Consider the following 12,492-nt stretch of genomic DNA (forward strand, 5'->3'; position numbering starts at 1 on the left):
GGCTGACGCACCACCGGTGGCGGCGGCAGGGGCTCCGGTTCGGGCTCGTCGTCGTCGAAGGAGATCGAATCGAAATCGATCTGGCCGCTCTCGGCGAAGTCGATCTCCGGTTCCTCGATGGGAGCGGGCTGGGGCTTGCGCGGCTGTGCGACCTCGGCGAGGTCGAGCACGTCGTCGTTCTCCGGCAGCGGCGGAGGGGAGCGTACCGGCGCGACAACCTCCGCCTTGGCGTTCTGGTCGTCGGCGATGATCCGGCGGATGGACGCCAGGATCTCCTCCATGGAGGGTTCCGGGGCCTTGTCCGGCGCCTTGGGGCTCGCTGCACTCATCCGGACGACGCTCGGTCACATGGTTAAAGAAGTATTTCGGTCACTCTGAGTATTTCACCACGGGTGCCGGAAACAAGCACCGGCCGGGCGCAAGGCACAGGATAACACCGGTGCCTCGCGGGTTCCTCGCGACCGTCAGCGCCCGTCGGGCGTGCGCACGCCGTACCAGAGGTCCTTGACCTGGTCGAAATGCTCCTTCGGGCTGTAGGCCACCACCGGGATCGACGTGAAGCGCACGGTCAGGCGGCCCACGGTCTGGACCACGCCATAGGAGTTCACCACACGGTCGCGCTGGGCGAGGATGAGGTTCACGCGCGAGTTCAGGAGTTCCTGCTGGGCGTTCAGGACGTCGAGGGTGGTACGCTGGCCGACGCGGGCTTCCTCGCGCACGCCGTTCAACGCCACTTCGTTGGCCTGAACCTGGGCCTGCGAGGCGATGACCTGCGCCTTGGCCGCTTCCAGCCGGCCCCAGGCGGTGACGATGGCCGAACGGACCTGGTCGCGGATGTCCTCGACGTTGATGCGGGCCTGGCCGACCAGCTCCTTGGCCTGACGGATCTGCGAATAGGTCTGGCCGCCCTCGTAGAGCGGAACCGAGATGCGGCCGACGATGGAGGCGGTCACGCCGTTATCGCCCGGGAACTGCGTGTCGTAGCGTTGCTGGACGCTGCCCTGGAGGGCGGCGCTCGGAGCGAGCGCGCCTTCGAAGATCTTCACCTGCGCCTCGGCCACGTCCACCGCGTGCATGGAGGACAGGATCTGCGGATGCTCCTTCAGGCCGATGGAGATGGCGCTGTCGAGGTTCGGCGGAACGAACCGGTCGAGGGGCCGTCCCGGCGCGAGCTGGCGCGGCTCGACGCCGATAATGCGCCGATAGGTGCCGATGCTGGCGCGCAGATTGGCCTCCGCGCCGCTGACGTCGGAGCGCGCGCCGGCGAGGCGGGCCTCGGCCTGGGCCACGTCGGTCCGGGTGACCTCGCCGACATTGAAGCGGTCGCGGGTCTGGCGCAGCTGCTCTTCGAGCACCTCGACGTTGTTGCGGCGAAGCTCCAGGGTCGCCGTGTCGCTCAAGACCGACATGTAGATCTGGGCGGCGTTGAACAGGGTCGTCATCTCGGTGGAGCGCAGCGATTCGCGCGTCCCGAGCACGTCCGATTCGGCGCGGCGGGTCTGGTTGTCGGTCTGGAAGCCGTTGAACAGGGTCTGGTTGATGGTCAGCCCGGCGCCGCCGGGCCTCGTCACCTGATTGAGGGAGATGCCGCTCACGCGGCCCTGGCTCTGGGTGAGGCCGATATCGGCGTCGAGGCTCACGGTGGGACGGTAGCCGGCCTTGGCCTGCGCGACGTTCTCGTCGGTTGCGCGCAGTCCCGCCCGCGAAGCGTTCAGCGCCGGGTTGGCGCCATAGGCACGGGCCAGCGCGCTATCCAGCGTCTCGGCCACGGCCGGAGAGGCGGCGGCGAGCGTCAGCGCGGCGAAGCCACCCAGCCGTAGCCGGAAGCTTTTCGCAAGTTTGCGTTGTCTCACGTCCATCTGCCCTTGCGGTTTCTCGATGAACCGGTCGGCTGTTCATCACAGCCATAGCGCCTAGGGTGCCATCCGGATTGCCCGCCTCACAGGTCAGCTTAGCGGAGGTTGTGCTTCAGGGCATCGGCGGAGAGGGATTAGGTAGGAGATTGATGGCGCAGTGCCGCATAAAAGCGACACCTGTCCTCCCTGCCACGCTGGTTCGCATGGGCAGGCCAACGCTTTACCCTCGCTCAGGCCTTTGAAGAGTCGCGGGTTTCGAGACGCGAAACCGGCGACCGCTTTTGCCGAACCCGCTCAGAAGGAAAAGCTGGATTCCGGACTGAAGGCCGACAGGGCGGGCAGCGACGCATCGAAGAGCGGACGCGCCCCGAACGCGTCCCCGGTCCGGATGAACAGGGTGGCCTTCGCGGCCTTGTCGCGACCCATCACGCAGGCGAGGCGTCCGCCATCCTTCAGCTGGTCGAGGAGGGATTGGGGCCGCGTCTCGACGCGGCCATTGACGAGGATGGCGTCGAACGGTCCCGCCTTCGCCGCGCCCGCCGGCAGGGGGCCGCGAACGATCTCGATTCCGTCCGTTGCCGACAGGCGGCTCTCCGCCTCGGCGGCGAGGGCGTCGTCGGATTCGAGGGCGACCACCCGCACCCCGAGCTGCCGCATGATGGCGGCGGCGTAGCCGTAGCCGGTGGCGACGTCGAGGGCAACCTTCCCCGGTGCGAGCTGCAGCGCCTGAATCATGCGGGCGAGAAGCATCGGCGCCGGGATAACGCGATCCGTCGCCGGATCCTGCCCGGTGATGCGCAGGGATTGGTCGATATAGGCGAAGTCCTCGCGGCCCTGCGGGACGAAGCGCTCGCGCGGCACGGCTTCGAAAGCGTCGAGGACCGGGATGTCGTTGACGTCGAAGGTCCGCAACTGACAATCCACCATGAGGCGTCGCGCCTGCGCGTAATCGAGCATGGGTCTCGTCTTCCCTCGCCGCATCGACCGTAGGCGCCCCTCCGCCTCATCCGGACATTCGGAAGGGGCCGGACACCAGCGCCGAAGCTTGCCGGGTTGTCGGGGATCGGCCCTGAAAACGCAAGGTTCGAGGCGCGGTTCGTGTCGCGCGACATGCGCTGCGCTTCCGGTCCGATGGGACGCACTGAGGTTTCAGCAGCCGGTGGCGTCGAGCAGCGCCTCGACCATGGAGCGGTAGCCCGATCCGAACAGGCGCAGATGCACCAGCGCCGGCCACAGCCGGTAGATCGCCCTACGCTCCGCCATGCCCGGTTCGGCCTCGCCATACGCCTCGCGGAAGGCGGGGCCGGGCGCGCCGAACAGGGACAGCATCGCGAGGTCCACCTCGGCATGGCCGTGGTAGCAGGCGGGGTCGATGAGCCCGGAAACGCGGCCGCCATCGGTGAGGATGTTGCCGCTCCACAGGTCGCCATGCAGCAGCGCCGGGCGGGGACGGGCCGGAAGACGCTCGGGGAGTGTGGCCGCCAGGGCCTCGATCCGTCGCCGGAGCGCGGCGTCGAGATGAGGCGCGTGGCAGAGGAGGCGCCGCTCGGCCCAGAAGTCGGGCCAATCCTCGCTTCCGTGATTGGCGATTCGCACCGTCCCGAAAGCGTAGTCACGGTTCCAGCCGTAATCGTCGCCGGTCACGGCATGGAGGCGCGCCAACACGCGGCCGAGATCCGCATCCGCATTGCCGCCGCCGGCCGGCAGGGGCTCGATCACGAGAGTGCGAAGATCGGCCGCGAACACCTCCGGCGCGGGGATGCCGGCGGCGCGGATCGCGCGGAGCATCCCGGCCTCCGCCGGCGGATCGGGTCCGTCCTTGACGATCGCCGCGCTGCCGTCGTCGAGCACGATCCGCACGAGGCTGGAGAGATCGCCGCCGCTCATGGGCTCGGCCCGCACGAGGCGACGCCCGAGCAGCGCCGCCCCGCGCTCTGCCAGTGGCATCATGCCGTGAGCGCGCGCACGAGGTGGCGGGCGGCCAGGGTCACGTCGGCCCAGGTGGCGTCGAACCCCGCATCCGCGCCGTAATAGGGGTCGGCGACCGCCTCGCCCCGGCGCCCCGGCACATGGTCGAGGAGAAGCGACAACGCAGCACCCTCCTGCAGTCGAAGCCGGCGCAGCACGGCGAGATTGTCGCCGTCGAGGGCGACGATGTGGCTGAAATGGGCAAAATCCGCCGGCTCGACCTGACGCGCACGGTAGCCGGAGATGTCGACGCCGTTGCGCCGGGCGACGGCCTGGGCGCGCCGGTCGGGCGGTTCGCCCGCATGCCAGCCGCCGGTGCCGGCCGAATCGATCTCCACATTGAGGCCCGCCCGCTCGGCCTCCAGGCGGAACGCGGCCTCCGCCAGGGGCGAACGGCAGATGTTGCCCAGGCACACGAACAGGATGGCTGGCTTGCCTGCGGACATAACGGCTCCTCGAATGTCGATGTCAGTTGCCGCGCGACGGCCCGGTCGCCCGATCCTTGCCGGAGCCTTCCGCTTCTTCCATCGCGATCCGCCTCGCCTCCTGCCGACGGCCGAGCCAGAGGCTGTTCAGGAGCCAGGCGACCGAGAGCGGAACCGCTGCGATGGCCACGGCCGTCGAACCGAGGCCCAGCGCTCCAATTCCCTGGAAGGACCAAGCGCCGATCTGGTCGCCGGTCCGGTAGACCACGGTGTCGAGGAAGTTCTTCGCCTTGTAGCGGTCCTCACGCGGCACGACCGTGAACAGCACCTCGCGGATCGGCCGGGCGATGGCGAAGTTGCCGGCTCGCCGGAAGACCTGGAACGCCACGATGGCCGTGATCGTGGGCGATAGGGCGAGCGCCGCGAATCCGAGGATGCTGGCCGCCGGCAGGAGCGCGAGGGCGGGGCCGACCCCGATGCGCCGCACGATCCGGCCGGTGAGGAAGAACTGCACGCCGAGGGTGAGCAGATTCACCAGCAGATCGACGCTGGCGAAGAAGGCCGTCTGCGAGCCGCGATCGGGGAAGCTGCGCTTGGCGATGCCCGCCTGCTCGAAATACAGGAAGGTCGAGGTCACCGAGAACAGCAGTAGGAACAGCCCGATATTGAGCAGGTAGGGCGATTGGAACGTGCGGGTGATGCCCGCGAAGGCGCTGCCGCCGATGGCCTCCGACGGGGCGGCGTCGCCCGTGACGGGAGCCCGGTTCAGGCGGTCGGACAGGCGCGCGAGACCGCGCATGCTGAACACCGCCACCTCCAGGAGCAGGGCCGCGCCGATGAGGAGCGCCCAGGTCGGCACGTCTCGGGCGAGGATCGCCGTCGTCGCCGATCCGGCGATCGCCCCGAGGGTCGCGCCGGCGGCGATGAAGCCGAACAGGCGCTTGCCCTGCTCGGTGGAGAACACATCCACGATGGTGGCCCAGAACACCGAGACCACGAACAGGTTGAAGATCGAGAGCCAGATGAAGAAGGCTCGGCCGATCCAGACGTCGCCCTCCGGCCCGGCGAGGTAGAGCGCCCCGGCGAACAGCACGATGTTGGCGGCGAAGAACCGATAGGTCAGCGGCACGAACCGAGCGCGCGGCAGGGTCTTCACCAGCCAGGCGAAGGGGACGTTGAGGGCCAGCATGCCGACCAGGGTGCCGGTGAACAGCCAGGGCAGGTTCTCGATCCCGCTGGCGACACCCATCTGGTCGCGGATCGGCCGGAGGACGTAGTAGGCCGCCAGGATCGAGAAGATGTAGGCCCAGGACCACGCGAGGGCCGGAATTTCCTCCGCCCGTACGTCGATGAGCCGCCGCAGCCAGGGCGGGACGGGGCCGCCGCTGCCGGCGGTCAGCGGCTTCGCCGGCCCTGGCCCGTCGCTCAACGGGTGACCCCGAGTCGTGCCCGCGATTCCTCCGCGTTCAGGTCGAGGCCGAAGCCGGGGGAACCCATGGCGAAGCCGTCCGCCTTGGCCAGCGGCCCGACCTCCACAGGATCGAAGCCCGCATCCTTGACGAGTTGGGCCACGGTCGCGAGCGCCGCGGGATCGTCGCCGGCGATGGGGATCGCCATGCGTCCGCCTTGGCGATGGGCGTTCTTGGCGAAGACCTTGTAATTGGCCGCGTTGAAGGCCCGGACGACCTTCGCCCCGTTCAGATATTTGGCCGAGACCGCCGCAATGCCGTTAGCCTGGACCTCACCATAGACCTCTCCGTCACGGGCCTGGGTCGCGTTGCCGGCATCGATCACCACCTTGCCCTTGAGCGCCGCGGCATGGTCCTGCGCCAGTTGCGGATAGGCCTTGTAGGGCACCGCGATGAGCACGACGTCGCCGAAGGCGATGGCCTCGGCCGGGCTGCCCGCCCTCGCCTTCGGCCCGAGCGCCTCGACGAGGTCCTTCAGCTCCTCGGGGTGACGGGACGACAGCATCACCTCGTGCCCGGCCTTCGCCCAGAGGCCGCCGATGGTGCCGCCGATATTGCCGGCCCCGACGATGCCGATGCGGACCGGCTGCGGTACGGCCTGGGCCGAGGCGGGACAGGGTGATGCTAGCAGGCCCGAAGCGGCGATGAGCCCACCGGCCAGCATGATGACGGCACGGCGGTTGAAGAAATCAGAGCGCGTCGACATAGGCCTCCATTCGGGTTCGTTGGGCGGCATCGGGCAAACGGCCGCGTGCCGCGCCGAGATTGTCCTCGACATAGGCCGTCTTGGCCATGCCGGGGATCGGGCAGGTGACGGCCTCGTGGGAGAGGACGTATTTCAGGAAGAATTGCGGCCAGCTCGCGCAGTCGAACTCGGCCGTCCAGGGCGGCAGGTCGCGTCCCTGAACGGCCTTGAACAGGCGGTCGCGCCCGAAGGGCACGTTCACCATCACGGCCATGCCGCGCTCTTTCGCCAGCGGCAGGATGCGCTCGGCGGCGCGGCGGTCGTCGAGGGCGTAATTGACCTGGATGAAATCCATCGTCTCGCGCCGCATCACCGCCTCGAGATCGGCGAACTGGCTGTCGCGCCAGACCGTGACACCGGTGTAGCGAATCTTCTTTTCGGCCTTCAGATCCCGCAACGTGGCGAGGTTCGTTGCTGTGTCGCTGAGGTTGTGGACCGCGACGAGGTCGATCCTGTCGGTGGCCATGCGGCGGAAGGAGCGCGCGATCTCGGCCGCGCCGGCCTCGCGGCCCGGTGCCCCGACCTTGCTGCAGAGGAACACCTTCTCGCGCAGACCGTCCTGGGACAGGATCTGGCCGAGGACGTCCTCGGCCGTGCCGTAGCTCGGCGCCGTGTCGATGACCGACCCGCCGAGCGCCACGAACCGCTGCACCGCCTCGCGCAAGGGCGCGATTTTTTCGGGGACCGGCTCGACCTCGTAGCGGCGCGAGGTGCCGATCCCCATGGCGGGGAGCATCTCGCCGGAGGACGGGATGGCGCGGCGGATCAGACCGCCCTCCTCCGCATGGGCCGGGGATGTGGCACGCTGCAGCAGCGGCACGATCAGGGGAGCGAGGCCGGCACCGGCCAGGAACGCACGTCGGGATGGCTGCATGCGGGCTCGGTCCTCATCGGGGATCGGGCAGGATCAACGCCGCTGCGCCGCCGAGGTGCCAACGGATCAGGAAACGGCCGTCAGCTTGTCGGCCATGGACTGCTCCTTGTCCCGCCGTGACGAGAAGGCCATGGTGAAGAAGACCCGCTGAACGCCGAGCTGGCTCAGCTTCTCCTCGCAGAGTTCGATGAGCCGGCAGATGTCGGCGAGCTCGCCCTCGATGTTCGTGCCGTTGGCATGCATCTCGGCGTTGAGGTGGCTGGCCTCAAGGATGGTCTTGATCTCCTTCACGTAGGAGGAGACCGAGGGGCCGACGCCCATGGGCACGATGCACAGATCCGCGACGACTTTCATGGACGTTCTCCTCGGGAATGCAGGTGAAACGGAACGGCCGATCCCCGTGATCTCGTAGGCCGCTCATGGGCCTGCGTCGCCAGCACCCAGGGGACGATGGGAACGGCCCGGCGCCCGGTCCGTTGATGAACATATCTCACAACAGGACATTTCGAATGCGCAAGCTCGCACTTCTATCGGCCGCGGCCGTCAGCCTCGGTGCCCTTCTGGCGGCAGCCCCTGCGGAAGCCCGTGGCTGGGGCCATGGCGGCGGATACGGCCACGGTGGCTTCGGCGGCCACGGTGGATACGGTCATCGCGGCGGCTATGGCCGTTACAGCGGTGGTTACGGTCGCTATGGCGGCGGCTACGGCCGGGGTTACGGATATGGCCGTCGCGGCATCGGTCCGGGCGCCGTCATCGGTCTCGGCGTTGCCGGTCTGGCTGCCGGAGCCATCGCGGCCGGCGCCTACAATGGTGGCTATGACGGTTACGGTTATGGCCGCCCCGTCGGCTATTACGGCGGTTACGCCCCCGCGCCGGCCTATGGTTACGGCTACGGTGGTTACTACGGCTACTGAGCCGGGACTGGATTTGGCCGAGACTGGATCCGGCAAGGAAGGGGTCGCCGCGAGGCGGCCCTTTTTTGCGTCGACTCGGCGCTGACGCCCCTGCCCGATCATCCAGGCCGGACGGAACGGCGCCAAGTCGGCAGCCCCGGACGTCCCATGCGATCCCGGCCGATCAGGGCGGCGCGAAGATCGTGATGTTGCCGTTGATCTGATAGGCGGCCGTCGGCGGCGTGTTGACGAAGCGCAGGCGGATGGGGCTCTCGCCCAGGATGGCGCCGAAGGACGGGGTCACCGGGATGGGAAAGCATCGGGACACGGCGTCCCTTGCGGACTCCTCATAGTGTTTCCGGGCTTCCTGATCGCCTTCGAGGCGGCGTGCCGTGACGAGAGGCGCACCGCGCAACTCACCGTTCTTGCTGATGCCGAACAGGAACGCGATCTGTGATCCGCTGGTATTCGGAGGGACAGACCAGCAGGAGGCGAGCGTCGCGCGAAGGTCCGCCCAGTTGTTCACGGCGGCTGGCGGCGACGGGGATTGAGCGAAAACTGGAGCCGTCATCGGCATGGACGATCCGCCGAGCATCGCCACGCCGAAGCGGCACGCGATGACAAACCGGCGGATCGGTTCATGGCTCATGGATGGCAGTCTCAGTGTCGTCGCGGGCCGGAGCAAAACGGCAAGCGGCTGCCACCCCGCGATTGCAGGACTATCCCTATCGCTCGCTGGCCGGCTTCACCGCTTCTTCGAAACATGGAAGATGGCAAAGCCTGCCAGGGCCGCGAGGCCCAGCGCGAGGGGCCGATTGTCGTGGAAGGCGCCGAGCGCGCGCGAGCCGGCATCGCGAAGGTCATCGACGACGGGGTTGCCCAGAAGGATGTTCTGAGCGCGATCCAGATTCTCCGCCTTCGTGCTGATGGAGACTTCGAACGCGTCATCGTGGCGTTCGATATCGATGCTGTTGCGGGCGAATCCGGCGCGAGCCAGCCGTTCCCTGGCCGAGCGGGCAGCCCGGAGAGAAGGGACGACGACCGAGGCTAAGGCACTGTCAGACATTCATGTCCTCCGATTTGGATGGACGAACATCTTTGAAGGCGCAACGGTTCCTTGCCGGAGACGGGCATTCGGCCCGCCATATCGCCCGACATCGTCCGGCCATCCCCGTCCAGGGGATGCTCAGCCCGTTGCCGTCAGCCGCAGAGGATTGCGATGCCGTCCGTCAACGCCGCACGGGCGGCCGGACCGGGCCTCGGGCCGCTCGGCAGGCTGCGTCAGGCCATCGTCCAGGTGAGGAGCATGATCCCGCTCAGGAAGATTCCATAAGTGATCGCGATGGCCGCGATTTCACGGTGTTCGTTGACGATGTTGCGGGAAGCGAGGATCATGGCGATGACCGGCAGGGGTTGAATGCCGGCTCTATAGTCGAAGGATCTCTAACGTGGGGTCGTCATGAATGGTTAATATGATTTTAACCATTTGGTGTCGCCCCGGAAGCACACTCGACCGACGCGAGAGCGATGGGGAGCCGTCGCGTCGAGCCGGAGCGACCGACGGACGCGGCGCGTCGGCCGGGTCACGATGGGTTGGACGGCCTCACGGGAGCCAGCCGGAGTAATGTCTCCTTGTCGACGGAAAGCGCTTCGGCGATCTCCTCGAGGGCCTGGTGCTCGACGTCGCTGATTCCCTCATGGTCGGCGGCATCGGCGGCGATCAGAAACACCCCGTTCCGCTGTTCGAGGGAGCGGTCCGCGATGGCGGCCACGCGGCTCAGATTGTCCGCCCGTCCGACGCGGGTCCGAGCCCGCGCGATGCCGTCGAACAGCTCCGCCTCCAGCATCAGCGTGTCGTAGCCCTTCTCGATGATCGGATTGGCGCGCATGGCCGCGAGGGCGACCTCGACCTCCCCTTCGTCCACTTCGCTGTCGGCCACGATCACGTTCGAGGCCGCCGACACGGCCGCCTGCATGAGCGTCTTGTCACCGACATAGGCGGTGACGTGTTCGAGAAGGTTCTGAAAGATGCCCATCACGGACTCCATGGAGCGGTCCGGCCGAGGGGCCGTGAAGCAGCAACGCGCGAGCCTGCCCATCGGCGTCGTATGCAAACTTCCTTCGTCGAACGCACGCGCTTTCTTCGGCCCGGCCGGTAAGCGGCGCACTTACGGCATGGCGGGATCGCCCCGCCGCGCGGCCTCGCCGACAGGGCGATGACGGCTGGAACTGTCCGGGGCGCCCCTTCGTTTGGATCAAGACGTCCATGACGAAGATCAGAGGCAGGGGCGTTATGTGTCGATGCCACCTCGTTCTCCAAAAGCCGGATCACGTATTCGAATCATAGATCTAAGTTATCGATCAAATCGGCGACAACAAAAATTTGACGGAATGCCTTCACTCGATGGCGATGTATGCCGGAGCACATGAGGGATGACCTGGGACCGGCACACGAATAGGGCGTACGCCGCGGCCGTTGCCGTAGGCGGCCTCGTCGTGCTGATGATCCAGGAAGCTCCGAACTGGAATGCGACCCTGATCGGCATCGCGTCCCTCGTCGCCTTCGGCATCCTGTGGATTCTTCCCGAGCACAGGACAGTCGATAGGCGCCCGTCGACGGACAGGGGCGACGACGCATTGTGGAAGGTCGCGATACCCCGCGAAGCAGGACCGGCGCCGCACGAGTTGCTTCTGGGGCCGCCGGGTCCCCTCGGTCTCATCGAGCCGAGACGCCGGCCCACGATCCTTGCCCATCGACGCCTTCCAAAGCCGCGCTCGTGAGAGAACGAGCGCCCTGGTCGATCACGCGGCCTCGGCGAAGCTTCGCTCGGCGGTCACGAGGGCGCGGCCCAGCTTGATCGCCCCATGGTAGCGGCGGTCCGCGATCGCATCGTGGATCGCGAGAAGGTGGGGGGCGAGCGCCGGGCTCGCCCTCATGATCTCTGTGGCCTGGCGGGCGAAGAGGTCCTCGGCCTCGGCCGGGTCGTCGGCGAGGTAGAGCATCTGCAGGGTGACGCAGAGCATCTTCGCGGGCGTGTCGGCCTCGCTCTCCTTGATGACCTCGGATTCGCGCAGGAACTTGCAGTGGGTCTCGATGAGGAAGTCGGAGCGCCGCGATCCGTTGCGGATGAGCGCGCCGTTGATGAGGAAGCCCTCGTAGGGCTTGAGGTCGAGGCGCAGGGCCATGGTGGTGAATCCCTTCTGGAAACGGGCCTGAATTGATCGTCGGATAGCGCGGGGGCCGGCCCCGACGGCCGGTCCCCGCGTGTTGGCGCGCGCTTAGCGGAGGAGCTGGAGGATGCCCTGCTGCGCCTGGTTGGCGAGCGAGAGCGCCGAGGTGGCGATCGAGTTGCGGGTCGACAGGGCCTGTGAGTTGGCGGCTTCCTCGTTGAGGTCCGCGTTCACGAGGTTGGCAGCGCCGGTGTCGAGGATGTTGATCAGGTTCTTCGAGAAGTCCTGACGGTTCTGCACGATCGACAGGTTGGCGCCGAAGGTCGAGGACTGGGTCCGCAGCTGGGTGGTGGCTTCGGACAGCTGCTCGATGGCGGCGTTGATGTCGGTGTCCGACTGGAACCCGCCCTCGACGGCGTCGAGGCCGAGGCCGGCGGCATCGAACTTCACGCCCTTGATGTCGAGCGCCGAGGTGTTCTTCTCGTTGAAGGCGATGTGCAGGGTGTTGTCGGCGGCGCTGTTGCTGTTGCGGAACAGCAGGTTGACGCCGTTATAACCGGAATCCTGGGCCTGCTGGGTGATCTTCTCGAGGATCAGGTTGAACTGCTGCGCCAGGGCCGAGCGCACCGAACTGGTGCCCTTGCTGCCGCCCACATCGGTGCCCGACGCCGTCTGGGAGGTGGCACCCGATCCGGAGACGCCGAAGCCGATATCGACACCGGCCGAACCACCGGTCGTGACCTGGGCCGCCTGGATGGTCAGCTTCTGGTCGGAGCCGGAGGACTTCGTCGAGATGACGAGCTTGCTGTTGACGTAGCTCGCCTCGACCTTACCGGCGAGACCGGTATCGGCGTTGATCTGGTCGTTGATGGCCTTGGCGATGGCGGTCTGGCTGGTGGCGGCCGAACTGCCGAGGTTGGTGTTGTTGAGCGTGATCAGCTTGAGCGGGCCGCTGCCGAGCTTCAGGGTGAAGGACGCGTCCTTCGTGCCGCTGAAATCCTTGGTCGCGGTCTGCTCGGTGCCGACGATGGAGGCCTTGGACGAGCCGTCCGTCGCCTCGGTGCCGGAGGCGGTGACGCCGGCGGAGGCAC

General features: G+C 67.5%; 15 protein-coding genes and 1 pseudogene. 2 read left to right on the forward strand and 14 right to left on the reverse strand.

The genetic code is table 11. The features are described 5' to 3' along the window. The 9 genes and pseudogenes from FV220_RS26235 to FV220_RS21115 all read right to left on the reverse strand — a co-directional run. Window positions 1-329 (reverse strand): annotated as a pseudogene (locus FV220_RS26235) (DUF2497 domain-containing protein); the annotation flags it as partial. Window positions 330-464: 135 nt separating this feature from the next. Further along, on the reverse strand, window positions 465-1,859 hold the full coding sequence (locus FV220_RS21080; protein ID WP_147833106.1) for a TolC family outer membrane protein: 1,395 nt from the start codon (window positions 1,857-1,859) through the stop codon (window positions 465-467). A 291-nt stretch (window positions 1,860-2,150) separates the two neighbouring features. Next, window positions 2,151-2,813, reverse strand: coding sequence for a protein-L-isoaspartate O-methyltransferase (locus FV220_RS21085; protein ID WP_147833107.1), 663 nt, complete (start codon window positions 2,811-2,813; stop codon window positions 2,151-2,153). A 192-nt stretch (window positions 2,814-3,005) separates the two neighbouring features. Continuing rightward, the gene (locus FV220_RS21090; protein ID WP_147833108.1) at window positions 3,006-3,806 is read right to left on the reverse strand and encodes a fructosamine kinase family protein; all 801 of its coding nucleotides are present in this window, start codon (window positions 3,804-3,806) and stop codon (window positions 3,006-3,008) included. Next, a complete protein-coding gene (locus FV220_RS21095; RefSeq protein ID WP_147833109.1) occupies window positions 3,803-4,270 on the reverse strand; it encodes a low molecular weight protein-tyrosine-phosphatase in 468 nt (155 codons plus the stop codon). Before FV220_RS21095 ends, FV220_RS21090 begins: the two co-directional genes overlap by 4 nt. 22 nt (window positions 4,271-4,292) lie before the next feature. Further along, a complete protein-coding gene (locus FV220_RS21100; RefSeq protein WP_187273482.1) occupies window positions 4,293-5,648 on the reverse strand; it encodes an MFS transporter in 1,356 nt (451 codons plus the stop codon). 26 nt (window positions 5,649-5,674) lie between these two features. Continuing rightward, the gene (locus FV220_RS21105; protein WP_147833111.1) at window positions 5,675-6,424 is read right to left on the reverse strand and encodes an NADPH-dependent F420 reductase; all 750 of its coding nucleotides are present in this window, start codon (window positions 6,422-6,424) and stop codon (window positions 5,675-5,677) included. After that, window positions 6,408-7,337 carry an aldo/keto reductase gene (locus tag FV220_RS21110; protein WP_147833112.1) on the reverse strand — a complete coding sequence of 310 codons (930 nt, stop codon included), beginning with the start codon at window positions 7,335-7,337 and terminating at the stop codon, window positions 6,408-6,410. Before FV220_RS21110 ends, FV220_RS21105 begins: the two co-directional genes overlap by 17 nt. A 66-nt stretch (window positions 7,338-7,403) precedes the next feature. Beyond that, window positions 7,404-7,691, reverse strand: coding sequence for an MTH1187 family thiamine-binding protein (locus FV220_RS21115; protein WP_018043812.1), 288 nt, complete (start codon window positions 7,689-7,691; stop codon window positions 7,404-7,406). 155 nt (window positions 7,692-7,846) lie between these two features. Between FV220_RS21115 and FV220_RS21120 the strand changes: the two genes are divergently transcribed. Further along, entirely contained in the window at window positions 7,847-8,251 is a 405-nt protein-coding gene (locus FV220_RS21120; RefSeq protein WP_056141852.1) for a hypothetical protein, read from the forward strand. Window positions 8,252-8,414: 163 nt separating this feature from the next. Here the strand turns inward: FV220_RS21120 and FV220_RS21125 are convergent, their stop codons facing one another. From FV220_RS21125 to FV220_RS21135, 3 genes are all read right to left on the reverse strand, one after another. Then, a complete protein-coding gene (locus FV220_RS21125; RefSeq protein WP_187273481.1) occupies window positions 8,415-8,879 on the reverse strand; it encodes a hypothetical protein in 465 nt (154 codons plus the stop codon). A 96-nt stretch (window positions 8,880-8,975) separates the two neighbouring features. After that, window positions 8,976-9,296, reverse strand: a complete 321-nt coding sequence (locus tag FV220_RS21130) for a hypothetical protein (RefSeq protein WP_018043815.1) — start codon at window positions 9,294-9,296, stop codon at window positions 8,976-8,978. Between the two features lie 517 nt (window positions 9,297-9,813). Beyond that, window positions 9,814-10,266 (reverse strand): tellurite resistance TerB family protein, encoded by a 453-nt coding sequence (locus FV220_RS21135; protein ID WP_026175937.1) that lies wholly within the window; start codon window positions 10,264-10,266, stop codon window positions 9,814-9,816. Window positions 10,267-10,726: 460 nt separating this feature from the next. Here FV220_RS21135 and FV220_RS21140 point away from each other — a divergent pair, with 460 nt between their 5' ends. After that, a complete protein-coding gene (locus FV220_RS21140; protein ID WP_147833113.1) occupies window positions 10,727-11,011 on the forward strand; it encodes a hypothetical protein in 285 nt (94 codons plus the stop codon). A 21-nt stretch (window positions 11,012-11,032) separates the two neighbouring features. Here FV220_RS21140 and FV220_RS21145 read toward each other — a convergent pair whose 3' ends face one another. Further along, window positions 11,033-11,416 (reverse strand): flagellar biosynthesis repressor FlbT, encoded by a 384-nt coding sequence (locus tag FV220_RS21145; RefSeq protein ID WP_056141859.1) that lies wholly within the window; start codon window positions 11,414-11,416, stop codon window positions 11,033-11,035. A 93-nt stretch (window positions 11,417-11,509) separates the two neighbouring features. Next, window positions 11,510-12,492 (reverse strand): flagellin (locus FV220_RS21150; protein WP_281406098.1); only part of this gene is annotated, 983 nt, incomplete at its 5' end.

It is taken from the genome of Methylobacterium sp. WL19 (genome assembly GCF_008040005.1).
In the GTDB taxonomy this organism is placed as follows: Bacteria; Pseudomonadota; Alphaproteobacteria; order Rhizobiales; family Beijerinckiaceae; genus Methylobacterium; species Methylobacterium bullatum.

Excerpts from the sequence above, each read along its gene's own strand:
- FV220_RS21080 (WP_147833106.1), bottom strand. The coding sequence starts at position 1,859 with ATGGACGTGAGACAACGCAAACTTGCGAAAAGCTTCCGGCTACGGCTG.
- FV220_RS21085 (WP_147833107.1), bottom strand. The coding sequence starts at position 2,813 with ATGCTCGATTACGCGCAGGCGCGACGCCTCATGGTGGATTGTCAGTTG.
- FV220_RS21090 (WP_147833108.1), bottom strand. The coding sequence starts at position 3,806 with ATGATGCCACTGGCAGAGCGCGGGGCGGCGCTGCTCGGGCGTCGCCTC.
- FV220_RS21095 (WP_147833109.1), bottom strand. The coding sequence starts at position 4,270 with ATGTCCGCAGGCAAGCCAGCCATCCTGTTCGTGTGCCTGGGCAACATC.
- FV220_RS21105 (WP_147833111.1), bottom strand. The coding sequence starts at position 6,424 with ATGTCGACGCGCTCTGATTTCTTCAACCGCCGTGCCGTCATCATGCTG.
- FV220_RS21110 (WP_147833112.1), bottom strand. The coding sequence starts at position 7,337 with ATGCAGCCATCCCGACGTGCGTTCCTGGCCGGTGCCGGCCTCGCTCCC.
- FV220_RS21115 (WP_018043812.1), bottom strand. The coding sequence starts at position 7,691 with ATGAAAGTCGTCGCGGATCTGTGCATCGTGCCCATGGGCGTCGGCCCC.
- FV220_RS21120 (WP_056141852.1), top strand. The coding sequence starts at position 7,847 with ATGCGCAAGCTCGCACTTCTATCGGCCGCGGCCGTCAGCCTCGGTGCC.
- FV220_RS21125 (WP_187273481.1), bottom strand. The coding sequence starts at position 8,879 with ATGAGCCATGAACCGATCCGCCGGTTTGTCATCGCGTGCCGCTTCGGC.
- FV220_RS21130 (WP_018043815.1), bottom strand. The coding sequence starts at position 9,296 with ATGTCTGACAGTGCCTTAGCCTCGGTCGTCGTCCCTTCTCTCCGGGCT.
- FV220_RS21135 (WP_026175937.1), bottom strand. The coding sequence starts at position 10,266 with ATGGGCATCTTTCAGAACCTTCTCGAACACGTCACCGCCTATGTCGGT.
- FV220_RS21145 (WP_056141859.1), bottom strand. The coding sequence starts at position 11,416 with ATGGCCCTGCGCCTCGACCTCAAGCCCTACGAGGGCTTCCTCATCAAC.